Genomic DNA, 20,942 nt, shown 5'->3' on the forward strand with positions numbered 1-20,942 from the left:
CGCTTCCCGCTCCCCGCATGAATCGAATCGCCCTGATCGAGGACCACGTCCGGCTCGCCGGACTGATCCGGCAGGCCCTGCAGAACGCCGGCATTCCCACCGATGTCTTCCACGCGATGGAGGCCGCCTGGGTGGCGCATCGCGAGGTCGGCTACGCGGCGTTGGTGATCGACCGCGGCCTGCCCGACGGCGACGGGCTCGCGCTGGTCAAGCGGTTGCGCGCCGAGCGGCAGGGCACGCCCTGTCTGATGCTCACCGCGCGCGACGCGCTGCATGACCGTGTCGAGGGCCTGGAATCGGGCGCCGACGACTACCTCGCCAAGCCCTTCCCGATGGAGGAACTGGTGGCGCGCGTGCGGGCGCTGATGCGCCGGCCCGCGGCGGTGCGGCCGCCGCGGGTGGCCTTCGGCGACATCGAGATCGTCGTCGAGCAGGCGCTGCTCATGCGCGGCGATGACGCGGTCGCGCTGGCGCCGGCGGAGCTGCAGATCGCCGTGGCGCTGGTGCACCAGCAGGGCCGCACGGCACGGCGTGCGGCGTTGGAGGCCGCGGCGTGGGGGCTGTCCGAGGCGGTCACGCCCAACGCGCTCGACGTGGCGCTGCATCGCTTGCGCAAGAAGCTGGCCTCGGTGGGCTCCTCGCTGCGCATCGTCAATCTCAGGAATCACGGGTATGCGCTTCAAGATGCGATGGCCGAATAGCCTGCGCGACCGCGTGCTGGCGGTGCTCGGCGCGAGCATGCTGCTCAGCGCGCTGATCGTGGGCGCGGCGTCCACGCTGTGGTGGGAGCCGTTCACGCGCTGGGTGCTGCGCGACCAGATCGAGGACAACGGCGCCGCCATCGCGCGCCACCTGCGTTTCGACGCGAGCGGCCAGCCCGTGGGCATCGAGGAGAAGGCGATCCAGCCCTGGCTCTTCGAGAGCCTGCGCAACGAGGTCATGCTGCGCGTCGTCGATGCGCGGGGCCGTGTGGCCTATGCGACCGACGGCGTCACGGAGACCCTCTCGCCCGAGGGCCGCGCGTTCGAGCCCAAACGCCAATCCTTCGTCTTCGAGCGCAAGGGCGTGGCGATGCATGGCGCGACCGTGCCCTTCGATCACGAGGGCCGGCGCTGGTACGCGCAGTTCGCGGTGACCGACCGCATGGTGCTGCAGATGCGCGAGTCCATCGGTTTCGACGTGCTGCGCCAGGGCACGATCGCGCTCAGCGCGACTTTCGTTCTGGTGTTCCTCGTGACCATCCACCTGGCGCTGAAGCAGGCGTTGGCGCCGGTGCGCGCGGCCTCGCGCGCGGCGCGGCGCATCACGCCGCGCACGCTGGCCGAGCGCCTGCCGGCGGCGGATCAGCCCCGGGAGCTGCGTCCGCTGATCGAGGCGCTGAACGGCGCGCTGGACCGGTTGCAAGGCGGCTTCCGCACGCAGCAGGACTTCCTGTCCAACGCCGCGCACGAGCTCAAGACGCCGCTGGCGCTGATCCGCGCGCAGGTCGAGCTGGCCGATCCCGGCCCGTGGCGCGAGCAGATCCTGGAGGACGTCGACCGGGTCGCGCGCCAGGTGCAGCAGTTGCTGCTGCTGGCCGAGGCGAGCGAGCAGCGCAACTACCGGGTCGAGGCGATCGAGCCGGGCTCGGCCGTGCGCGAGGTCTTCGACCTGATGGAGCGCGTGGCGAGCCGGCGCAGCGTCACGCTCGGCCTGCGGCTGGATCCCGCGCTGCGCTTCTGGCAGGCGGACCGCGGCGCGCTGTTCACGCTGCTGAAGAACCTCGTTGAAAACGCGATCCAGCACAGTCCGTCCCAGGGCGTGGTCACGCTGCAGGCGCGGGCGGACGGGTTCTCGGTGATCGACGAAGGGAAGGGCGTGGCGGCGAAGGACCTGCCGCGCATCTTCGAGCGCTTCTGGCGCGGCGCCGACCGGCGCGAGCAGGGTGCGGGCCTGGGCCTGGCGATCTGCACCGAGATCGCCGCCGCCCACGGCTGGCGGCTGAGCGCGCATCAGCGCTCGCCGGGACTGGAGGTGCGGTGCGAGATGACGCCCTCGGACGACGACGCTCCGATGGAGACCACGGTGCCGCACGACCTCACGACATCGACACCGCCTCGGCTCGCCGGCGCGGGCATCCAGTCGGGGTATTCGCAGGCGGTGCGGCGCGCCTTGTTCTGAGCCGGCGCCGGTCTGACGCTCCTCTGACTTTCGGCACCTGGCTTGTCCGGGATGGTCCCGAGGCCGCCGCTGGATTTCGCGCGCGGTGGCTGGTTAGGATCGCCGGATGCCTGATCCCGCCGCTCGCGCAGTCGCCGACCTGCCCCCATCGTCCGTGGCGCCGGACACGCGCCTGCGCGACCTCGCGCGCCTGCGCCGCGTGCGCGACCGCATCGACCGCGAGTACGCCCAGCCGCTGGACGTCGAGGCGCTGGCCGCGGGCGTGGCCATGTCCGCCGGCCACCTGAGCCGCCAGTTCCGGCTGGCTTACGGCGAATCCGTCTACGCCTACCTGATGACGCGCCGCATCGAGCGCGCGATGGCCCTGCTGCGTCGCGGCGACCTCAGCGTCACCGAGATCTGCTTCGAGGTCGGCTGCGCGTCGCTGGGCACCTTCAGCACCCGGTTCACTGAGCTCGTCGGCGTGCCGCCCAGCGTCTACCGGCGCGACGCCGCGGGCGAGGCCCAGGGCCTGCCGTCCTGCGTGGCCAAGCAGGTGACGCGTCCGATCAGGAATCGAGAAGCGCCGGAAAAGGCATCCTCCTAGACTGCATCGCAAGGGCCCCCAAACCACCCGGGCGGCCGGCGGCGACGGCCGCCGCGACCGCCACCCACGACTTCCTGGAGACTTGCATGGACATCACCATTCACTCGACCTTCCTGCCGCACACCGACCCGGAAGCCTCGCTGGCCTTCTACCGCGACGGGCTGGATTTCGAGATCCGCAAGGATGTCGCCTTCGGCGGCAACCGCTGGATCACGATCGGCCCCAAGGGCCGGCCCGACACCTCCATCGTGCTGTTCCCGCCGGCGGCCACGCCCGGCGTGACCGATGACGAGAAGCGCACCATCGCCGAGATGATGGCCAAGGGCACCTACGCGATGCTGCTGCTGGGCGCCAAGGACCTGGACGCGACCTTCGAGCGGCTCCAGGCGCGCGACGCGGAGATCGTCCAGGAACCGACCGATCAGCCCTATGGCGTGCGTGACTTCGGCGTGCGCGACCCCGCGGGCAACATGATCCGTATCCAGCAGCTCAAGAACTGACCGGAGCACCGCCATGCCCGCCACGACCGCAAGCAAGACCGCCACGGCCAAGATCCCCGCGGCCAAGGCCAAGGCCAAGGCCAAGACCGCCGACACCGACGCCAACGCCGACATCAACGCGTCCGAGATGATCGATGCCCGCATCGCGCAGCTCGACGACTGGCGCGGACGCACGCTCGCGCGCATCCGCCAGCTGATGAAGGACGCGGTGCCCGGCGTCGAGGAGACGTGGAAGTGGCGCGGCACGCCGGTGTGGGAACGCCATGGGCAGATCTGCACCGGGGAGACCTACAAGGAGGTCGTGAAGATGACCTTCGCCAAGGGCGCCAAGCTGGACGATCCGGCGAAGCTCTTCAACTCGAGCCTGGACGGCAACGCGCGCCGCGCCATCGACATCCGTCAGGGCGAGGTCCTCGACGAGAAGGCGTTGAAGGCGCTCTTCAAGGCGGCGGCCGCGCTCAACGAGGCGTCGGCCAAGCCGCGCGCCAAGGCCAGCGCCAAGCCGTCCGCTTGAACGGGAGGCGGCCGCCAGGCCGCCGCCGCCATCAGCCCTGCTGGCTCGCGAAGGTGCGCCGGAACTCCGGCGCCGCGTCTTCGCGCGTGTTGACCTCCAGCATCAGCCGGCCCGGCATCCAGCAGAAGAAGCGTGAGCCGCGCGCATGCGCGAAGACGTCGGTCTCCATCGGCACGCCGGCCTCGCGCATCTCGTCGAAGAGGCGGGCAAGGTCCTCGCGCGTCGCGACCTCGACGCCGACGTGGAAGTTGCCCGGCCACTGGACGTCGCGATCGCGCGCGTCCTCCAGGACGATGTCGAGCTGATCCTTCTTGACGACGCGGCTGTTGCCCATCGCGAGGACGGTGAAACCGAGGAAACGCTCGAAGAACGCCGCGGTGGCGGGCACGTCGTGCGACGGGAAGCTCAGGTGATTGAAGGTGGTACGAACCGTGGTGATGAGCGTGGTCATGTGAATGCCTGTGCGCGAACCGGCACGACGCGACAGCGACGAGGTACCGGTGGGGTTGCGCGTTGGCTGACGTAAACGCTTACGGCTCGGTGCAGTGCGAAGGACTGCGAAGCGGGCGCGATGGTAGGACACCCGCTTCGATGCCGTCAAGCACGGCAAGGATGTCCCTGCGCCCGAACAGGCGTCCGATCACGCGCCCGATCACGCGCCGCTCACTTGCCCAGGTAGTTGTCCTTCACCCGGACGTAATGCTCGGCGGAGTAACGCAGGTAGGCGATCTCCTCGTCCGTGAGCGGACGCACGGCCACGGCGGGGCGGCCGATGTAGAGATGACCGCTCTTGAGCGTCTTGCCCGGCGAGACCAGGCTGCCCGCGCCGATCATGACGCGGTCCTCGATCACGACATCGTCCATCACGATGGAGCCCATGCCGATCAGGCATTCGTTGCCGATGCGGCAGCCGTGCAGGATCACCGAGTGCCCCACGGTCACGTGGTCGCCGATGATCAGCGGCGAGCCCTCGGGCTTCTTCGTGCTCTTGTGCGAGACGTGGCCCATGCTGAAGTCCTGCACGTTGGTGCCGGTGCCGATCACAATCCGGTTCACGTCGCCGCGCAGCACGGTGTTGCACCACACGGAGCTGTCGGCGCCGATCGTGACATCGCCGATCACCTGCGCGGAGTCGTGGACGAAGACGCGCTCGGCGAGCACGGGCGAGGTGTTGAGGTAAGAGGACAGAGGCATGGCGGTCAGCGGCCGGAAATCAGCAACGAAGCGCATTGTCGCGGCATCGGCCAAGAACGCCGAGCACACCGAGAAGGCCGGGAACACCAAGCAGGCCCCGCGGACGAAGCGTGCGCAGCGCCATCACCATCACGTCTACGTGGTGGAGCTCGCCGACCAGGTCTGGAACGAGCCGCGCTTTCGCAGGGCCAATCCGGACTACCGGCTCGGCATGCCCTTCGTGTACGTCGGCATGACCGGCCTGGACCCCGACCTGCGCTTCGACAAGCACAAGGCCGGCATCCAGGCCAACCGATTCGTCTTCGACTACGGACTGCGGCTGCTGCCGCGCCTGTACGAGGTCTACAACCCCATGCCCTACGACGCCGCGCGGGACATGGAGGTCGAGCTCGCCATCGGCCTGCGCGAGGCCGGGTACGGCGTCTGGCAAGCGTGATCCCGCAGGCCTGACCCCGCAGGCCTGATCCCCTCGATCAGAACTCGTACGACGCGGTCACCGACAGGTAGCGCCCATAGGCGTTGGCCACGCTGCCCGACACGCCGACGTCGGTCTCGTTGGGGTCCAGCGGCGGACGCGAGTCGGCCACGTTGCGCACCGTCGCGCTCAGACGCAGCGAACGGAAGCCCTTGTAGCTGACCGACATGTCCACCGTGCGCCACGCCTTCATCCGGCAGTACTCGCCGTAGCCGTTGCTGGTCAGCGTCGAATCGCAGCTGCCGCCGGCATCGAAGCTCTGGAAGCCGCTCTGGTGATTGCCCGTCACCGAGGTGCTCCAGTCGCCCATCGTCCAGTTCGCGCTGATCGCGGCCTTGCTGCGCGGCACCTTGTAGAAACCGAGTGTCTCCACCATCGGGCTGCCGGCTTCAGTCTGTTCCTTGCGCATGAACATGCGCGTGCCGCGCAGGCTCAGCTTGAGCTTGCCCCATTCGCCCGATTCGCCCAGCGTGAAGCGCTGCGACAGGTCGTAGTCCAGGCCGGAGGTCCGCGTCATCGCCAGGTTCAGATACGGGCGGCGGACCTGGTAGACCTGGCCCAGCGTGCCGTCCGTGGTCGGCAGGCGCAGCACCATGCCGGGGAACTCCGCCTCGCGGTTCAGGATCTCCTGCGCGCTCAGGCGGTCGACCTCGCCGCGGCGCTCGATGTACCAGCCGTCGACGATCACCTCGGTGCTGGGCGTGGGCGAGAACAGCAGCCCCAGCGTGTAGGAATCGGACTTCTCCGGACGCAGGTTCGGGTTGGCCAGCGAGACGGTGGACAGGCTCAGCGAGCAGTTGGTGTTGGTGGTCGTCACCGTCGGGCAGAGGATCGGATCGCGATAGCCCGAGCTGAACGAGAACACCGAGGACTTGCTGATCTGCGACAGCGACGGTGCGCGGAAGCCGTTGGCCCAGCTGCCGCGCAGCGACAGCGAGTCGGTGACCTTGTACTTGGCGCCCAGCTTGGCGGTCAGCGCGTTGCCGAAGTCGGTGTAGTGTTCGACGCGCAGCGCGGTCTGCGTCTCCAGGCCCTTGAGCAGCGGGGCCTGCACTTCCGCGTAGGCGGCGGCCACGTTGCGCGCGCCGCTGGCCTCGCCGATGCCGCGCCCGATGATGTCGCCCGCCGCGGTGCGCGGATCGGCGCCGACCTCGAAGCTCTCATGCCGGAACTCGCCGCCCAGGCCCAGCATCGCCGCGCCGCCGGCGAGCTGGCCGATCTCGCGCGAGCCGCGCAGGTCCGCCGAGCTCGTCGAGGCCTTGCCCCAGTCGTGCAGGTCGGGGGCCATCAGCGCGAGCGTCTCGGCGCTGTTCACGCCGCCGAAGACGTAGCTGCCGTCGTTGACGACCTTGTTCAGGCCGGACAGGCTCAACCGGCCATGCAGGTCCTTGGTGTTGCGCTGCAGGTGATGGAGGAGGCCGCCGTCCAGGTCCCAGCCGTTCCACTCGGTGCTGCCGCTGACGACCATGCGCAGGTTGTCCGCGGTCGTGCTGTAGCCGTAGGGGATGTCGGCGAAGCGGTAGCGCAGGCCCATCACGGTGGGCTTGGTGTAGGTCGTCGTGCCGCCGCTGCTGTTGGGCAGCTTCACCGGGTTGGCCGTGCTGGCCAGGCGCGTGGGGTTCTGCGGGTGATTGGCCGGCAGGGCCAGGCCGAGGTACTGCATCGTGTTGCCTTGCGAGTCGCCCCAGGTCGACAGCGATTCGCTGCGGCTGGTGGGCGAGTCCGCGTAGTCGTTCTTCACGCGCGAGGCCATCACCTCGGCCGACAGCGTGGTGACGCTGTTCACGCGCAGCGACGCGCGCGCGAAGACCGAGCCGCGTTCCTGGTCACCGACGTACTGGCTGTACTGGGTCGAATCCCACAGGCAGCGCGGCGTGGCAACGGTCGACGAGTAGGGCGCCTGCGTCGCGCAGTCGTTGGACAGCATGCCGCGCCAGCTGCCGCTCAGGCCGTTGTTGTAGGTGTAGAGGTTGCCGGGATAGGACGAGGTCGAGCTCGGCACCAGGCGGTTGTAGAGCTTGGTCAGCAGCTCGCCGCGCACCCGGTCCGGCGCTTCCTTGATGCCCACGCCGTCGCGCAGGTAGACCTCCGCGCCGAGCATCACGTTGAAGCGGTCGGCCGCGAAGTCGCCGAAGCCGGCCACCGCGCTGACGGTCTGGTTCTTGAAGAGGCCGTCGAAGCGCTGCTTGGCGTTGACCTCGATCAGTTGGCCGACGTAGTCGTTGCGCAGGATCACGTTGACCACGCCCGCCAGCGCGTCGGAGCCGTACAGCGAGGACGCGCCCGACTTGAGGATCTCCACGCGGTCGATCGCCGACATCGGGATCGAGTTGACGTTGAACACCGTGGACTGGCCGGAGTTGGGATCGACCACGCCGGCCGGCGCGATGCGGCGGCCGTTGATCAGCACCAGCGTGGCGGCCGAGCCCATGCCGCGCATCGAGATCGACGCCGTGCCCGCCGCGAAACCGTTGCCCGAGCCCAGGTCATCCAGGCCGCCGGTGCCGGTGGAGGGGTCCATGCGCAGCAGCTCGTCGAGCGAGGTGGCGCCCGCGCGCTGGATGTCCTCGCGGCGCAGGATGGTCACCGGCGCGGGCGTCTCGGCGTCCAGCCGCTTGATCATCGTGCCGGTCACCTCGACCTTCTCGAGCTTCTTGTTGTCGTCAGCCGGTGCGGCCGGCGAGGTCTGCGCGGCGACAGGACACGCGATCTGCAGCGTGGCGGCCACGCAGGCCAGGGCGATGAGGGTGGGACGGGTCTTCATGGGGTTGCAAGCCTCTGGAGGAGTCAACGAAGGGGAGGAGCGGGCAGGGCTGCGCCTCGGCAGGGCCGAAACGTCGCGAACGTGGTGAGCCGGCGCCAGGCCGGCGGAATCAGTCGGACCGCCGCAAGACGGCGGGATCAGGCGGACCGCGTCGGGGTGGCGCGGGTCCGGCTCAGCTCAGCGCGCGGCGGCCAGTTCGGCCCGGGCGCGCTGGAGGTCCTGCTGGAACTCGGGGTTCAAGTCCAGCTGGGACACGACGGCGGTCGCGAGCTGTCGGCCCGCTTCCACGTCGCTGGGGAAATGCATGCCGCAGATCAGGCGGCTCTCACCGTAATCGCGCGCCCGCGCCAGCAGCGCGGGGGCCTTGTCGGGGGCGACGCGCGACAGCACCAGCGCCGTCGTCCACCCGTAGGTCGCGTGACCGGACGGGTACGACGTGCGCTGCTTCGCGTCGGGATCGGGTTTGGACTGACCGCTCTGGCCGCAGACGTGGTCCAGCGTCAGGCGCTGATAGGGGCGCAGCCGGCGGTAGAGCGCCTTGGCGGCGAAGGCCGGCTGGCCCGCTTCCTTCAACGAGCGGTTCAGCAGGTTGATCAGCGCGGGGAAACGTTCCCGCTTGAGCTCGATGCCGAGCAGCGGGGCGAAGCGGTCATAGAGCAGCTCCCCGTCGGCCTCGGCCATCGCGCGGCGCGCGGCGTCGACCTGCTGGCGCGCCAGCACCGCGGCGACGTCATCCTTATCCGCCTGCGTGCCTTCCTCGGGCGGCGCGGGCAGCGTCAGCCCATGCAGGGCGGTGACGTTGGCATAGGGCTTGACGTCCTTGTGGCTGGCGGTCGGCGTCTCCCACTCCGGCGAGGCGGCGCGCACCGCGTCGGCGCCCAGCGCCAGCAGCGTGGACAGGACGAACAGCGCGGGGGCGCCGAGCCAGGAACGGGGGGAGGGGTCGTTCTGCATGTTGCGCATTGTTGAGTTATGCGAAAAATTCGCAAATCGAGAGTAACCCGCATGCCGTCCCGCCCCGGATGCGCGACAGTGCGCATCGTGCCGGGCTCGGTGCGAGCAGCGGTTCGGGCATCATCCAGACCGCCCGCGCCCCCGGTGGAGACATGGATGAACGCCAACACACAAGAAGAATCCCTGCATATCGCGACGCTGCTGATGCGGCCGCTGATCCGGCTGCTGGTGCGCGAGGGCGTCGGCGTGGCCGAGCTGGTCGAGCTGTCCAAGCGCGTGTACATCGAGCAGGCCGCCGCGCAGCTCGAGGACGAGGGCCGGCGCATCACCGACGCGGCCCTGAGCACGCTGACCGGCGTGCACCGCAAGGACGTCAAGCGCATCGGCGTCGAGGCGCCGCTGGCGCAGGCCGAGCGGCGGCGCAAGAGCCTGCTCGACGGCGTGATGTCGCTGTGGAGCGGCGATGCGCGCTTCATCGACGAGCGCGGCGCGCCGCGGCCGCTGGAGCGGCGCAGCACCACGCGCGCGGCCGAGGGCGAGACCTTCGAGGACCTGATCGAGGAGATCACCAAGGGCGTGCCGCCCAAGGCGCTGCTGGACGCGTGGCTGCAGCAGGGCGCGGTGCGGCTCGATGACGCGGGGCGGGTGTGCTGGGGCACGCCGGAACGCGCCGCGGGCGAGGAGCTGCAGAGCCTGACGCGCAGCGCGCGCATCGCCGCGGACCGCATGCAGGCGGCCTGGGAGCGGATGCAGGGCGATGAGACGGCGCATTTCCTGTTCTCGGTGCGCGGCGACAGCCTGCTGGATGAGGACGTGGGGCGGATGCACGCGCTGGTGCGGCGTTGGGGGCGGCGATTCGCCGACCGGCTCAACCGCGAGGTGACGTTGGCGCAGGCGCGCGGACGCAAGGCCGGCGGCACGCAGCGCTACAGCTTCGGCCTGCAGAGCTACGCCGAGCCGGTGCGCCCGGACGCCCGGCCCATCGATGCCACCGCGACGCCGCGCAAGGCCGTGGCCGCGGCGACGTGAGCGGGCCTGGCTCGACTTGGCTCGACCTGGCGTGACGTGACCCTCGCGCCTGAACGACGACTTCAAGGAACACGATGACGACGATGAATCGGCGCGGCTGGCTGCGCCTGTCCGCGACCGCGCTCGCGGCGCTGCAGCCCTGGTGGGCGGGACGCGAGGCCGAGGCCGCCTCGGCGCGGCTGGGCGCGCAGATGACCGCGGACGGCATTCCGCGATTCGAGGCGTGGCTGATGGGCGAGCGCGAGGCGCCGATGATGCGCTTCGCGGGCTGGCATCCGGTCAAGCCCGAGATGCTGGTGCTGACGCGGCGCGGCGCGCGGATGCAGCTGCATCGGCTCGGCGGGCGGGGCTGGGTGCCGGAGCCGCTGACCCAGGGCCGCGACGCGGTCGGGAGCGCGGCCTGGGAGCCGTCGCGGGCCGAGTACCTCGTCTTCGCCCGCGACCAGGGTGGCAACGAGGCCTACCAGCTGTTCCGGCTCGACGCGGGCGGCGACGAGCGCCGTCCCGCGCCGATCGCGCTGACGCCCGAGGGCGAACGCGTCAGCGAGTACGCCTTCCTGCCGGAGGGGCAGGGCCTGGTCTACCTCCAGCAGCGGCTGGACGCGCGCGCGGCGGTGGAGCCCGAGGATTCGGATGACCCGGAGAAGGTTGAGGAACGGGAGAAGACCGAGGAACGGGAGGATGCCCAGGCGGTCTCGGACGCGGGCCCCGGCCTGACGAATCTCTGGTGGACCGACCCGATGCGGCCCGGCGAGCGCCGGCTGCTCGGTGCGAGCGAGGGCCGGCTCGGCGCGCTGCGCGTGAGCCCGGCCGGCCGCGTGATGGCGGCGCTGTCCCGCGGCGGGCGCACGACGGGGCTGGTGTTCCCGCTGGACGGCGGCGGCCCGCATGTGCCCGGCGCGCACGGGGCCGCGGCCCGGTCGCAGGGGCCGTCGGGCGAGGACATCGTCTGGCGCCGCCAGGCCGTGCACGGCGAGTTCCGCCATCTGGTGCGCGGCGACGCGGCGGGTGGACGCTCGCGCAACGAGCTGGTCGACATCGGCGCGGACCTCGAGGGCCTGGCCGTGCCGCCGCGAGTGAACGGCAACAGCAACAACAACCTCGGCGACCGCCCGCTGGCGCTGGTCTACAACGTGGACGGCGTGTCGTCGCTGCGGCTGTATCGGCCCGGCGGCACGCCGACGACGATCGCCCAGGACCTGGCACCCGGCGTGATCCGGTCGCCGCAGTGGCATCCGCGGCTGCCGCTGCTCGGTTTCGAGCAGGTCTCGGCACAGAGCCCGGGGCAGCTCTTCGTGCATTCGCTCGAGGACGGCAGCACCCGCGCGTGGACCGATGCGGCCGAGGGCCCGGGACAACGCGCCGGCGTGCTGCGCTGGAAGAGCTTCGACGGCCGCGAGATCACCGGCCTGCACCTGGCGCCGCCGCCGCGGTTCACCGGCCCGCGGCCGGTGTATGTGAGCCTGCACGGCGGGCCGGCCTCGCAGGCGCGCCCCGGCTATGTGGCCGGCCTCACGCGGGCGCTGCTGGAGCGGCTGGGCATGCATGTGATCGAACCCAACGTGCGCGGTTCCGATGGCTTCGGCAAGAGCTTCCTGAAGCTCGACGACGGCCGCCGGCGTGAGGACGCCACGCGCGACGTGAGCGCGCTGCTGGACCTCATCGCCACGCGCGAGGACATGGACGCATCGCGTGTCGTCGTGGCGGGCGGCAGCTACGGCGGTTACCTGTCGCTCGCCGTGGCGACGCGCGAGTCCGCGCGGCTGGCCGGCAGCATCTGCCGCGTGGGCATCGCCAACTTCGTGAGCTTCCTGGAGCGCACCGAGAGCTACCGCCGCGACAACCGGCGCGAGGAATACGGCGACGAGCGCGATCCCGAGATGCGCGCCTTCCTCACGTCGATCTCGCCGCTGACGCATGCCGACGCGGTACGCAAGCCGCTGATGGTCATCCACGGGCGCAACGATCCGCGCGTGCCTTTCGGCGAGGCGCAGGCCATGGTGGCCGCGGTGCGCGCCCAGGGCACGCCGGTGTGGTTCCTGAGCGCCGATGACGAGGGCCACAGCTTCACCAAGGCCGACAACCGCGCCTATGCCAACCAGGCAAGTCTCGAGTTCGTGCGGCGCGTGATCGAGGGCGCGGCGCTGGATCGGTGAATCAGCCCGGCGGGCGCAGGAAGCGATCGACGTCGCGCGCGAGCACCGCCTCGCGCAGCCGCTCGACCCACGCCCGCACCGCCGCGCGGCGGTCCGGCGCAGCCGGGCCCGCATCGAGGCCGGCATCGGCATCCGTCGCAGCGAGCACGGCCTCCTCGCGCGTCGCGTGCCGGCAGTCCCCCGTCATCACGCAAGGTCCCCAGACGCGCTCGTCGCGCTCATCGCAGGCCAGTCCCAGCGCGCAGGGCAACAGCATCGTCGCGGCTTCCAGCGCGCGTCGTTCGTCCTCGCCGGCCAGGCGTCGACCGTCGAAGACGAACGCCTCGCCCTCTCGCTGCAGCAGCGCGGGGCCCAGCTCCGACAACATCAGCGGATCGGCCCGGTTGAGGATGGCCGCGAGCCGCTCGCGCGCCGCGGCGCTGCCCGGCGGAGCAGGGCGGTCCATCAGCTGGATCAGCGGGTCCGCGCCATCGAGCGTGCCGGGCGTGGCGGATGTGCCGGACGCGGCGGCCGGCACATTCATCGCCTCGCGCAGTTCCTCGGGCTGCAGCTGCGCGCAGCCCGCGGCGAGCTGCTCGCGCCAGGCCGACACCCGCTGCGCCAGCGGCTGGTTGAGATCGACCGGCGCCAGCCCGGCCGTGCCCTCGTGCAGCGTGGTCATCTCCAGCAACACGCACTGACGCGCCAGCGCCCGAGCGTAGAGCCAGCCGCCCTGGTCGCGATGCCGCATCGCGGTCTTCAGGCTGGCGCGCAGCGCGGACGGCGGTGCGCGCAGCAGGGCCTGCAGCTCCGGTGTGCCGACAGCGCCGCGCGGCGCGCCGGTGCGACGCGCCGCGAGGTCGGATGGCGCTGCGTGCGCTGCGTCCAAACCCGGGCTCGCGCCGCGCCAGGACGCGTCCGCCCCGGCGAAGGACGACGGACGCCCGGCGGCTGCCGTGGCCGGCAGGGCCGGGCGGGTGCCGTCTCCACCGGGGTCGACCCACCAGCCCGCGCCGGCGCCCGCGAGCGCGCCCAGCGCGGCGGCGAGCACGGCGACGCGACCGACGCGGGCGGGGCTCACCACACGGCCTGCGGCCAGCCGTCCGAGCCCCAGGTCACGTTGTTGAGGAAGAGCACCGGCGCGCCGTTGTTCTGCGCGTCGTAGGCGTGCCAGGCCATCACCGAGCCGTCCGCCAGCAGCGACTGGCCGCCCGGGCCCTTGAAGCGCGAGCCGCTGGCGGCCAGCACCGTGCCGCCGCCCGAGAGCATCGCCACGCCGGCCTTGTCGACATAAGGGCCGGTGATCGCGCTCGCGCGCCCGACGACGATGCGGTAGGTGCTGTTGGCGCCCTGGCAGCACGCGCCCTTGGACGCGAACAGGTAGTACCAGGTCGTGCCGCCGGTCGCGCGCGAGATCACGAAGCCGTTCTCGATGCCGTTGGCGGTGTCGCGCGCGATGTTGGTCGCGCTGCCCGACGGCTTGAGCGTGGTGCTGCTCACCGGGCGGATGAAGATGCCGTTCCAGAACGAGCCGTAGACGAGGTAGGGCGCGCCACCGGTGGTCCTGGCCAGCGCGGGATCGATCGCGTTGTAGGTGTCGCCGGCCTGCGAGGTCACGACGGCGCCCTGGTCGATCCACTGGCCCGCGGCGATGCCGCCCGCCGAGGTGGTCAGCCCGATGGCGGACTTCTGCGAGCCGAAGCTCGACACCGCGTAGTAGCAGTACCCGAGCGAGCCCCATTCGCCGCAGCCCGGCGCCCAGACCTGCGCGGTCTTGTTGGCGGGGAGATAGGACTTCCACCACGACAGCCCGCCGCTGAAGATCGGCAGCCCCTGCGTCCACGCGCGGCCGTCGCCGGAGTACTTCACGCCGATGCCGCCGTTGTCGGTGGTCTCGAAGATCCACCAGGTCGAGCTGGTCTTGTAGAGGTTGGGATCGTGCGTGCCGAGCGAGCCGGTGAGCGTCCAGGGGGCCGCGATCGCGCTCGTGCTGAAGGCGAGGGCGGCTAGGGCGGCGAGGGCGGCACGCGCAGGGCGCGGCCACCGAGACGCGCCCTCCAGGCGCGAGAGGGTCAGGGTCATGTCTTGTCTCCGGTCTTGTGGGTGTGATGAGCCGGACCTGGGCTCGCGGACGATGCTAGGAAGCGGGCGCTGCGCGCACCAATGAATTCGCGCCGCGTTGCGATGCCGGTTCGGGCATCGGGCCCGAGGGCCTCCAGGCCACCATGGCGGGAATCCGCGATCGCGGCTCAACTGCCAGGAACCGGCCGCGCGCTCGGTACAGTGGGTCGCATGACTGATCACCCTCGCGCCTGGATCCGCCTGCCCTCCGGGGCGGCGCTCGACCTCATCAATCCGTCGCCCGAGGCCTGGACCGACGAGGATCTCGCGCTGCGGCTGGCGCGCACCTACCGCTGGGGCGGGGAGTCGGTCTGGCCGTGGCCCCTGTCCGTCGCGCAGCACTCGCTGCTGGTGCTGGCGCTGCGCCGGCAATGGGCCGAGGAGGCCGGCGAGCCGCTCTCGCGCGCGCTCCAGCGCGCCGAGTTGCTGCACGACGCGGAGGAGGGTTTCCTTGGCTTCGATTGCATCTCGCCGCTCAAGCGCGTGCTGGGCGAGCCCTTCCGCGTCGTCGGCGACCGGCTGATGGCCGCGATCAGCGTGCGCTACCGCCTGCCGGCCTGGACGCCGGACACGCACGCACTGCACAAGCGCGCCGACAGCACCGCCGCCGCCACCGAGGCCGTGCGCTGCACGGGCTGGTCCGAACGCGAGGTCCGCGAGGTGCTCGGCATCACGCATCCGGTGCTGGCGAGCGATCCCTTGACGGCCGTGTACGGCGGCACGGACTGGGAGCCCTGGCCCTCGGATGTCGCCGCGGCGCGATTCCTGGAGGCGCTGCGGGCGCTGGCCGACTGACGGGCCGGTCGCGTTCCGCGACCGCTCAGATCTGCCGCGCGATCGAGCGCCAGGCCGCCTCGGCGAGCATCTCGGCGCGCTCGGCCGGGCTGGCCATGCGGCGTCCGGCCAGCCACGACTGGCTGTACCACTCCGCCGCGCCCAGCACGAGCGCGGGGATCAGCTCCTCGGGCAGCGGCATCACGCGGCCGTACTTCACATCGCGGGCGAAACAGGCGTCGATCGGCGCGTAGCGCGCCGAGATCCGCTGGCGCAGCTCGTCGCCGAAGGGGCCCGAGGCCACCACCTCGCGTGCCATGAACACGAAGCGCGCCAGGTCCGGATGCGCGGTGATCCAGCCCACATAGGCCGTGATCAGCGACTCCACGACCGCGTGGCTGTCCTCCAGGCCCTCGATGCGCGCCGAGATGGCGCGGCTCTGGTCGTCGACCGCGGCGAACAGCAGCGCCGCCACGACGCCTTCCTTGTTCTTGAAGTGGTGATAGATCGTGCCCACGCTCTGGCCGCTGGCCGCGCGCACGTCGTCGATCGTCGTGGCCTCGATGCCGCGCGCGTTGAACGCGGTCAGCGCATGCGCGAGGATCAGCCGCTTGCTCTCCGCCCGGTCCTCGGGCAGCGCGGCGCGAAGCACCTGGTCCGTCCGGTCGGTGGCCGTGGCGGTCTTGCTGGGCATGTCTGGAATAATCTTCTAGGAAATTCTTCTAGGCAACGCGATCATCACGCCGTTGCCGCGGATAGCCGCGATCATCCCTCAAAGCCCACGTGGCGCAGGCGCTCATGATTCCTTCCTCGCTGGACATCCCGAACAAGCCCGGCAAGCCGATCCCCGTGCTCAACGCGCTGGGCGTGCTGGACAACCCCAACCTCGCGCTGGCCGAATCCGCGGAGAGCGCCGAGCAGCGCGACGCGATGGCCTACGCCAGCAGCGCGCGTTTCGTCGACGCGCGCGCGATCAACGACGCGATCGCCTCGGGCCTCTACGCGGTCAATGTCACGCTGGGGCATGTGGCCGGCAGCGACGATCCCCGCGCCGCCACCGAGCGCGACATCGCCGCCTGGGACGCCTTCATCGCGGCCGAGCCGCGGCTGCTGAAGGTGCGCGATGGCGCGGATCTCGACACCGCGCGGCGCGAGGGGCGCATCGGTGTCATCTACGGTTTCCAGAACACCGGGATGCTCGGCGACTCGATCGATGGCGTGGACCATTTCGCCGCGTTGGGCGTGCGGGTCATCCAGCTGACCTACAACGGCCGCAACGCGGTGGGTCATGGCGCGACGGCGGCCGAGGACGCCGGCCTGAGCGCCTTTGGCGAGGCGGTCGTCGAGCGGCTGCAGGCGCGCGGCGTGCTCGTGGACCTGAGCCACAGCAGCACGCGCACCTGCCTGGACACGCTGCGCCGCGCCCGTCGCCCGGTGGCCATCACGCACACCGGCTGCCGCGCCATCGCCGATCACCCGCGCAACAAGAGCGACGAGGAGTTGCGGCTGCTGGCGGACCGCGGCGGGGTCGTCGGTCTGTACTTCATGCCCTATCTGCGCCTGAGCGGCCAGCCGATGGCCCAGGACCTGATCGCGCATCTGGAGCATGCGATCCAGGTCTGCGGCGAGGACCACGTCGGGCTGGGCACCGATGGCGGCACCAGCGCGCATGACGATCCCGCTGCTTATCGGCGCCACCTGGAGGCCGAGGTCGCCCTGCGGCGGCGGCTGGGCATCGGGGCACCGGGCGAGACGGCCGATGTCGGCTTGTTCCTGCCCGACCTGTGCGGGCCGGGGCAGTTCCAGCAGCTGGCACGGCTGCTGGCCGGACGCGGCCACGGGGCGGCACGCATCGACAAGCTGCTGCACGGCAACTTCCATCGACTGATGACGGAGACCTGGGGATGACACGAGCAACACGGCGGACGATCGCCGCACTGGCGGCCGCGGCCTGGATGGCAGTGCTGACCCCGATGGCGCCAGCGGTCGCGCATGACGGACACGAACGCCAATGGGCGCCGAGCGCCACCGAGGCGCAGTCTTCCCTGGCCACGTTGCCGGCGCCGCAGGTGCTGCCCGGCGCGAAGCCGCAGACCACCCGCGTGCAGATCCACGGCATGGCGGTGGGCCGGCAGGTGCTGAGCCGCGCGGGCGACGAGACGCTGGCCGACTACGCCTTCAGCGAGCGCGGCCGCGGCGATCAGATCCGCGCGCGCTGGTCGCTCGATGCGCGCGGTCTGCCGCTGCGCTACGAGGCCGAGGGCAACGATTACTGGAAGGTCCCGCTGACGGAGCGTTTCGAGCGCACGGAGGGCGCGGGCGCGCAGGCGAGCTGGAAGAACCGGGTCGAGCAGGGCCACCGAGCGTGGCCCGAGGCGGGGGCGTTCTACCTGCCGGCCAACGCGCCGCCGGAGTTCACCGCGGTGCTGGCGCGCGCGCTGCTCAAGGCTCCGGGGCAACGCCTGGCCCTGCTGCCGGCGGGCGAGGCCACGATCGCCAAGGGCGCGACGATCGCCGCGGGTGGCCGGCGGCTGACGATGTACCGGATCTCGGGCATCGACTTCACGCCGGTGCCGGTCTGGCTGGACGAGCGGCTGCAGACGGCCGCGGTCGTCGACGACTGGTTCGAGGTCCTCGAGGCGCGTGATGCCGCGCTGCTGCCGCGGCTAGTCGCCGCGCAGCGTGACGCCGATCAGCGCTGGTCGGCGGATCTCGCCAGACGGCTGACGCATGTGCCGGCGGGCGATCTGCTGATCCGGCATGCGCGGCTGTTCGACCCGCGCGACGGCGTGGCGCGCGAGGACATGCGCGTGCTGGTGCGCGGCGGCCTGATCCTCCGCGTGGAACCCGACGACGCGTCACCCGCGCCGCCGGACACCGAGGTGCTCGACGCGGAAGGGCGTTTCCTGATGCCGGGGCTGTGGGACGTGCATCAGCATTTCGCCGGCACCGACGGCGTGTTCGACCTGATCGCGGGCGTGACCAGCGCGCGCGACATGGCCAACGACAACCTGCCGTTGATCGAGCGCGTGCGGCGTTTCGACGCGGGCACGGAGCTCGGCCCGCGCGTGGTGAAAGCCGGCATCGTCGAGGGCGTCGGACCGCTGGCCGGGCCGACCGACGTGCGGGTGGAGACGCTCGATCGGGCGCGCCAAGCCGTGGACTGGTACGCCGAGCGCGGTTATGCGCAGATCAAGATCTATTCGTCGTTCAAGCCGGAGCTGGTGCGTCCGATCGCCGATCTGGCGCATGCGCGCGGGATGCGCGTCAGCGGCCATGTGCCGGCGTTCATGCGCGCGCAGCAGTTCGTCGAGGCGGGCTCGGACGAGATCCAGCACCTGAACTTCATCGTGCTGAATTTCTTCCCGGAGGTTGCCGACACGCGCGGCAAGGACCGCTACACGGTGATGGCGGAGAAGCTGTTGCAGCTGGATCTGGACAGCGCGCCGGTGACCGGGTTCATCGCGGAGCTGCGGCGCCGGCACACGGTGCTGGACCCGACGGTGGCGATCCTGGAGGGCTTGTACTCGGGCGCGCCAGGCGAGCCGCCGGCCGCGTTGCGGGGCCTGGTCGAGCGCTTCCCGCCGATCGTGCGGCGGCGCTTGCTGTCGGGCGCGGTGGCGGTCCCGCCGGGCAAGGAGGAGGCTTATCGCCAGGCCTTGCCACGTCTGCTGGAACTGATCAGGCGGCTGCACGACGGCGGGGTGACGCTGATGCCGGGCACGGACGCCTTCGCCGGCTACACGCTGCACCGCGAGCTGGCGCTGTACGTGCGCGCGGGCATTCCCAATGCGGAAGTACTGCGCCTGGCGACGCTGACGCCGGCGGAGGTGCTGGGCGTGGCGGGTCAGCGCGGCGTGATCGCCGCGGGCAAGCAGGCCGACATGGTGCTGCTGGACGGCGACCCGCTCACCGACATCGCCGCGCTGGGGCAGGTGCACCGCACGATCAAGGCGGGCCGGGTCTTCGATCCGGCGCAGTTGGAGGCAGCGATGGGGATGACGCGATGACGAAGTCGAACGACGGCATTGAGCGATTCAACAGCGGCCGCGTGCTGCCGGCCACCGTGCCGTTCCCGGAGGGCACCGCCTTCGGCGGGCTGGTGTTCCTCTCAGGGCAGCTGGGCAATCAGCCCGGGACCTTGACGCTGGTGCCGGGAGGCCTGCGCGAGGAGGCGCTGCAGACGCTGCGCAACATCGAGACCGCGCTGCAGGCGCAGGGACTCGGGGTCGAGCACCTGTTGCGCTGCACGGTGATGCTGGCGGACATGGCGGAGTGGGGCGAGTTCAACGAGGTCTACCGCGCGTTCTTCGGCGACCGGCCGCTGCCCGCGCGCAGCGCGCTGGGCTGCAACGGCCTGGCGCTGGGCGCGCGCGTGGAGATCGAGTGCATCGCGGCGCGGGTTCGTTGACGCCCGCAAGCGCGTCATGCCGGTCCTCAGCGCAGGGACATGGGCAGGCCTGAGGCGACGTAGCGTTCTGACGAATGTCTTCGGACTCGAAAGCTGCGTCGTTTTTGTGACGAATGCGGGCGACTTATGTTCGCTTTGTGACGGTCGGTCGCCTTCGTTCGCCTTCCTGCGTCGTTTTCGTGACTGGAGGAGAGGCTGCGTGGGCTGGACGCTTACAGCCGCGCCATCGCCTTCGCGCACTCGGGCACGAGGGCGGGGCCCTTGTAGATCAGGCCGGTGTAGAGCTGGACCAGGTCCGCGCCCGCCTGCAGCTTGGCGCGCGCCTGCTCGCCGCTGAGCACGCCGCCCACGCCGATGATCGGATAGCCGCTGCCCAGCGCCGCGCGCAGCAGCCGGATCACCCGATTGCTCGCCTCGAAGACCGGCGCGCCCGACAGGCCGCCCGCCTCGTCGGCATGCGGCAGGCCCTGGACCGCGTCACGCGCGATCGTCGTGTTGGTGGCGATCACGCCGTCGATGCCATGGCGCTTGAGGCTGGCCGCGATCAGCGCGACCTGGTCCTCGTCGAGGTCGGGCGCGATCTTCACGAACAGCGGCACCTGGCGGCCGCTCTGGTCCTGCAGCGCCAGGCGGCGCGCCTGCAGCGGGCCGAGCAGCGCATCCAGCGCCTCGTCACTCTGCAACTGGCGCAGGTTCTTCGTGTTGGGGCTGGAGATGTTGACGGTGATGTAGTCGGCGTGCGGGAAGACGCCTTCCAGGCCGATCAGGTAGTCGTCGACGGCGCGCTCGATCGGTGTGGCGGCGTTCTTGCCGATGTTCAGGCCCAGCAGGCCGCCGCGGTGACGGAAGCTGTGCGAACGCTTGACGTTGGCGATGAAGGCGTCCAGGCCTTCATTGTTGAAACCGAGCCGGTTGATCAGCGCCTCGCGGGCGGGCAGGCGGAACATGCGCGGCTTGTCGTTGCCCGGCTGCGCCTTGGGCGTGACGGTGCCGACCTCGATGAACCCGAAGCCCATCGCGCCGAGGCCGTCGATGCAGCGGCCGTTCTTGTCCAGGCCGGCGGCCAGGCCGATGCGGTTGGGGAAGGTCAGTCCGGCGACGGTGACAGGGTCCGACACGCGGGTCTGCGCCCAGGCGCATTGCGCGGGCGTGTTCTGCAAGCGCGCGATGCTGCCCAGGGTCAGTTCATGCGCGTGTTCGGGATCCATGCCGAACAGGAAGGGACGGGCGAGGCCGTAGGGGATGAGAGCCATGATGGGGCGGCATTGTCTCATCGCGGCTCGCCAGGGCTACTCGCCGCGTGCGAACGGTGATGGGGGAAGCGC

Annotated in this window: 20 protein-coding genes; 12 read left to right on the forward strand and 8 right to left on the reverse strand. The window is 71.0% G+C overall.

Annotated elements, in window-relative coordinates; all coding sequences use genetic code 11:
* Positions 1-17 precede the first annotated feature (17 nt).
* From ACNI65_RS07470 to ACNI65_RS07490, 5 genes are all read left to right on the forward strand, one after another.
* Entirely contained in the window at positions 18-701 is a 684-nt protein-coding gene (locus ACNI65_RS07470) for a response regulator transcription factor (protein ID WP_416762137.1), read from the forward strand.
* Positions 673-2,160, forward strand: a complete 1,488-nt coding sequence (locus ACNI65_RS07475; RefSeq protein WP_416762138.1) for a sensor histidine kinase — start codon at positions 673-675, stop codon at positions 2,158-2,160. The genes ACNI65_RS07470 and ACNI65_RS07475 overlap by 29 nt, the downstream gene beginning before the upstream one ends.
* 106 nt (positions 2,161-2,266) lie before the next feature.
* Positions 2,267-2,746 (forward strand): helix-turn-helix transcriptional regulator, encoded by a 480-nt coding sequence (locus ACNI65_RS07480; protein ID WP_416762139.1) that lies wholly within the window; start codon positions 2,267-2,269, stop codon positions 2,744-2,746.
* An 86-nt stretch (positions 2,747-2,832) separates the two neighbouring features.
* The gene (locus ACNI65_RS07485; RefSeq protein WP_416762140.1) at positions 2,833-3,246 is read left to right on the forward strand and encodes a VOC family protein; all 414 of its coding nucleotides are present in this window, start codon (positions 2,833-2,835) and stop codon (positions 3,244-3,246) included.
* A 127-nt stretch (positions 3,247-3,373) separates the two neighbouring features.
* Entirely contained in the window at positions 3,374-3,760 is a 387-nt protein-coding gene (locus ACNI65_RS07490; RefSeq protein WP_416763585.1) for a DUF1801 domain-containing protein, read from the forward strand.
* Positions 3,761-3,791: 31 nt separating this feature from the next.
* On the opposite strand, the gene ACNI65_RS07495 is transcribed toward ACNI65_RS07490, so the two are convergent.
* Both ACNI65_RS07495 and ACNI65_RS07500 read right to left on the reverse strand, forming a co-directional pair.
* Positions 3,792-4,211 (reverse strand): VOC family protein, encoded by a 420-nt coding sequence (locus ACNI65_RS07495; RefSeq protein ID WP_416762141.1) that lies wholly within the window; start codon positions 4,209-4,211, stop codon positions 3,792-3,794.
* Between the two features lie 212 nt (positions 4,212-4,423).
* Positions 4,424-4,954, reverse strand: coding sequence for a gamma carbonic anhydrase family protein (locus ACNI65_RS07500; RefSeq protein ID WP_416762143.1), 531 nt, complete (start codon positions 4,952-4,954; stop codon positions 4,424-4,426).
* Here ACNI65_RS07500 and ACNI65_RS07505 point away from each other — a divergent pair.
* Positions 4,953-5,390 (forward strand): hypothetical protein, encoded by a 438-nt coding sequence (locus ACNI65_RS07505; protein WP_416762144.1) that lies wholly within the window; start codon positions 4,953-4,955, stop codon positions 5,388-5,390. The genes ACNI65_RS07500 and ACNI65_RS07505 overlap by 2 nt on opposite strands.
* A 37-nt stretch (positions 5,391-5,427) precedes the next feature.
* Here ACNI65_RS07505 and ACNI65_RS07510 read toward each other — a convergent pair whose 3' ends face one another.
* On the reverse strand, positions 5,428-8,193 hold the full coding sequence (locus tag ACNI65_RS07510) for a TonB-dependent receptor plug domain-containing protein (protein ID WP_416762146.1): 2,766 nt from the start codon (positions 8,191-8,193) through the stop codon (positions 5,428-5,430).
* A 177-nt stretch (positions 8,194-8,370) separates the two neighbouring features.
* On the reverse strand, positions 8,371-9,147 hold the full coding sequence (locus ACNI65_RS07515; RefSeq protein ID WP_416762147.1) for an acid phosphatase: 777 nt from the start codon (positions 9,145-9,147) through the stop codon (positions 8,371-8,373).
* Between the two features lie 156 nt (positions 9,148-9,303).
* Between ACNI65_RS07515 and ACNI65_RS07520 the strand changes: the two genes are divergently transcribed.
* Positions 9,304-10,176 carry a DUF6502 family protein gene (locus ACNI65_RS07520; protein ID WP_416762149.1) on the forward strand — a complete coding sequence of 291 codons (873 nt, stop codon included), beginning with the start codon at positions 9,304-9,306 and terminating at the stop codon, positions 10,174-10,176.
* Between the two features lie 74 nt (positions 10,177-10,250).
* Positions 10,251-12,332 (forward strand): prolyl oligopeptidase family serine peptidase, encoded by a 2,082-nt coding sequence (locus tag ACNI65_RS07525; RefSeq protein WP_416762150.1) that lies wholly within the window; start codon positions 10,251-10,253, stop codon positions 12,330-12,332.
* Position 12,333: 1 nt separating this feature from the next.
* Here ACNI65_RS07525 and ACNI65_RS07530 read toward each other — a convergent pair whose 3' ends face one another.
* A complete protein-coding gene (locus ACNI65_RS07530; RefSeq protein WP_416762151.1) occupies positions 12,334-13,392 on the reverse strand; it encodes a hypothetical protein in 1,059 nt (352 codons plus the stop codon).
* The gene (locus ACNI65_RS07535) at positions 13,389-14,393 is read right to left on the reverse strand and encodes a family 43 glycosylhydrolase (RefSeq protein ID WP_416762153.1); all 1,005 of its coding nucleotides are present in this window, start codon (positions 14,391-14,393) and stop codon (positions 13,389-13,391) included. Before ACNI65_RS07535 ends, ACNI65_RS07530 begins: the two co-directional genes overlap by 4 nt.
* A gap of 210 nt (positions 14,394-14,603) precedes the next feature.
* On the opposite strand from ACNI65_RS07535, the gene ACNI65_RS07540 reads away from it, so the two are divergent.
* Positions 14,604-15,227: a phosphohydrolase gene (locus ACNI65_RS07540; RefSeq protein ID WP_416762155.1), complete on the forward strand. Its 624-nt coding sequence runs from the start codon at positions 14,604-14,606 to the stop codon at positions 15,225-15,227.
* A 25-nt stretch (positions 15,228-15,252) separates the two neighbouring features.
* Here ACNI65_RS07540 and ACNI65_RS07545 read toward each other — a convergent pair whose 3' ends face one another.
* Positions 15,253-15,900 carry a TetR/AcrR family transcriptional regulator gene (locus ACNI65_RS07545; protein WP_416762156.1) on the reverse strand — a complete coding sequence of 216 codons (648 nt, stop codon included), beginning with the start codon at positions 15,898-15,900 and terminating at the stop codon, positions 15,253-15,255.
* Positions 15,901-16,004: 104 nt separating this feature from the next.
* Here ACNI65_RS07545 and ACNI65_RS07550 point away from each other — a divergent pair, with 104 nt between their 5' ends.
* From ACNI65_RS07550 to ACNI65_RS07560, 3 genes are read left to right on the forward strand one after another with little or no spacing between them, the layout of a single operon-like run.
* Positions 16,005-17,114 carry a dipeptidase gene (locus ACNI65_RS07550; protein ID WP_416762158.1) on the forward strand — a complete coding sequence of 370 codons (1,110 nt, stop codon included), beginning with the start codon at positions 16,005-16,007 and terminating at the stop codon, positions 17,112-17,114.
* Entirely contained in the window at positions 17,111-19,216 is a 2,106-nt protein-coding gene (locus tag ACNI65_RS07555; RefSeq protein WP_416762159.1) for an amidohydrolase family protein, read from the forward strand. Before ACNI65_RS07550 ends, ACNI65_RS07555 begins: the two co-directional genes overlap by 4 nt.
* Positions 19,213-19,617 (forward strand): RidA family protein, encoded by a 405-nt coding sequence (locus ACNI65_RS07560; protein ID WP_416762160.1) that lies wholly within the window; start codon positions 19,213-19,215, stop codon positions 19,615-19,617. Before ACNI65_RS07555 ends, ACNI65_RS07560 begins: the two co-directional genes overlap by 4 nt.
* A gap of 212 nt (positions 19,618-19,829) precedes the next feature.
* On the opposite strand, the gene ACNI65_RS07565 is transcribed toward ACNI65_RS07560, so the two are convergent.
* Positions 19,830-20,870, reverse strand: coding sequence for a quinone-dependent dihydroorotate dehydrogenase (locus tag ACNI65_RS07565; protein WP_416762161.1), 1,041 nt, complete (start codon positions 20,868-20,870; stop codon positions 19,830-19,832).
* Positions 20,871-20,942: the final 72 nt, after the last annotated feature.

It is taken from the genome of Roseateles sp. So40a (assembly GCF_048081605.1).
Lineage (GTDB): Bacteria > Pseudomonadota > Gammaproteobacteria > Burkholderiales > Burkholderiaceae_C > Roseateles.

What these genes read in the sequence shown, in the direction of transcription:
- ACNI65_RS07490 (WP_416763585.1), top strand. Translation starts at nt 3,374, where the DNA reads ATGATCGATGCCCGCATCGCGCAGCTCGACGACTGGCGCGGACGCACG.
- ACNI65_RS07540 (WP_416762155.1), top strand. Translation starts at nt 14,604, where the DNA reads ATGACTGATCACCCTCGCGCCTGGATCCGCCTGCCCTCCGGGGCGGCG.
- ACNI65_RS07545 (WP_416762156.1), bottom strand. Translation starts at nt 15,900, where the DNA reads ATGCCCAGCAAGACCGCCACGGCCACCGACCGGACGGACCAGGTGCTT.
- ACNI65_RS07565 (WP_416762161.1), bottom strand. Translation starts at nt 20,870, where the DNA reads ATGGCTCTCATCCCCTACGGCCTCGCCCGTCCCTTCCTGTTCGGCATG.
- ACNI65_RS07555 (WP_416762159.1), top strand. Translation starts at nt 17,111, where the DNA reads ATGACACGAGCAACACGGCGGACGATCGCCGCACTGGCGGCCGCGGCC.
- ACNI65_RS07520 (WP_416762149.1), top strand. Translation starts at nt 9,304, where the DNA reads ATGAACGCCAACACACAAGAAGAATCCCTGCATATCGCGACGCTGCTG.
- ACNI65_RS07495 (WP_416762141.1), bottom strand. Translation starts at nt 4,211, where the DNA reads ATGACCACGCTCATCACCACGGTTCGTACCACCTTCAATCACCTGAGC.
- ACNI65_RS07535 (WP_416762153.1), bottom strand. Translation starts at nt 14,393, where the DNA reads ATGACCCTGACCCTCTCGCGCCTGGAGGGCGCGTCTCGGTGGCCGCGC.
- ACNI65_RS07485 (WP_416762140.1), top strand. Translation starts at nt 2,833, where the DNA reads ATGGACATCACCATTCACTCGACCTTCCTGCCGCACACCGACCCGGAA.
- ACNI65_RS07500 (WP_416762143.1), bottom strand. Translation starts at nt 4,954, where the DNA reads ATGCCTCTGTCCTCTTACCTCAACACCTCGCCCGTGCTCGCCGAGCGC.
- ACNI65_RS07505 (WP_416762144.1), top strand. Translation starts at nt 4,953, where the DNA reads ATGGCGGTCAGCGGCCGGAAATCAGCAACGAAGCGCATTGTCGCGGCA.
- ACNI65_RS07525 (WP_416762150.1), top strand. Translation starts at nt 10,251, where the DNA reads ATGACGACGATGAATCGGCGCGGCTGGCTGCGCCTGTCCGCGACCGCG.
- ACNI65_RS07510 (WP_416762146.1), bottom strand. Translation starts at nt 8,193, where the DNA reads ATGAAGACCCGTCCCACCCTCATCGCCCTGGCCTGCGTGGCCGCCACG.
- ACNI65_RS07560 (WP_416762160.1), top strand. Translation starts at nt 19,213, where the DNA reads ATGACGAAGTCGAACGACGGCATTGAGCGATTCAACAGCGGCCGCGTG.
- ACNI65_RS07480 (WP_416762139.1), top strand. Translation starts at nt 2,267, where the DNA reads ATGCCTGATCCCGCCGCTCGCGCAGTCGCCGACCTGCCCCCATCGTCC.
- ACNI65_RS07550 (WP_416762158.1), top strand. Translation starts at nt 16,005, where the DNA reads ATGATTCCTTCCTCGCTGGACATCCCGAACAAGCCCGGCAAGCCGATC.
- ACNI65_RS07475 (WP_416762138.1), top strand. Translation starts at nt 673, where the DNA reads ATGCGCTTCAAGATGCGATGGCCGAATAGCCTGCGCGACCGCGTGCTG.
- ACNI65_RS07470 (WP_416762137.1), top strand. Translation starts at nt 18, where the DNA reads ATGAATCGAATCGCCCTGATCGAGGACCACGTCCGGCTCGCCGGACTG.
- ACNI65_RS07515 (WP_416762147.1), bottom strand. Translation starts at nt 9,147, where the DNA reads ATGCAGAACGACCCCTCCCCCCGTTCCTGGCTCGGCGCCCCCGCGCTG.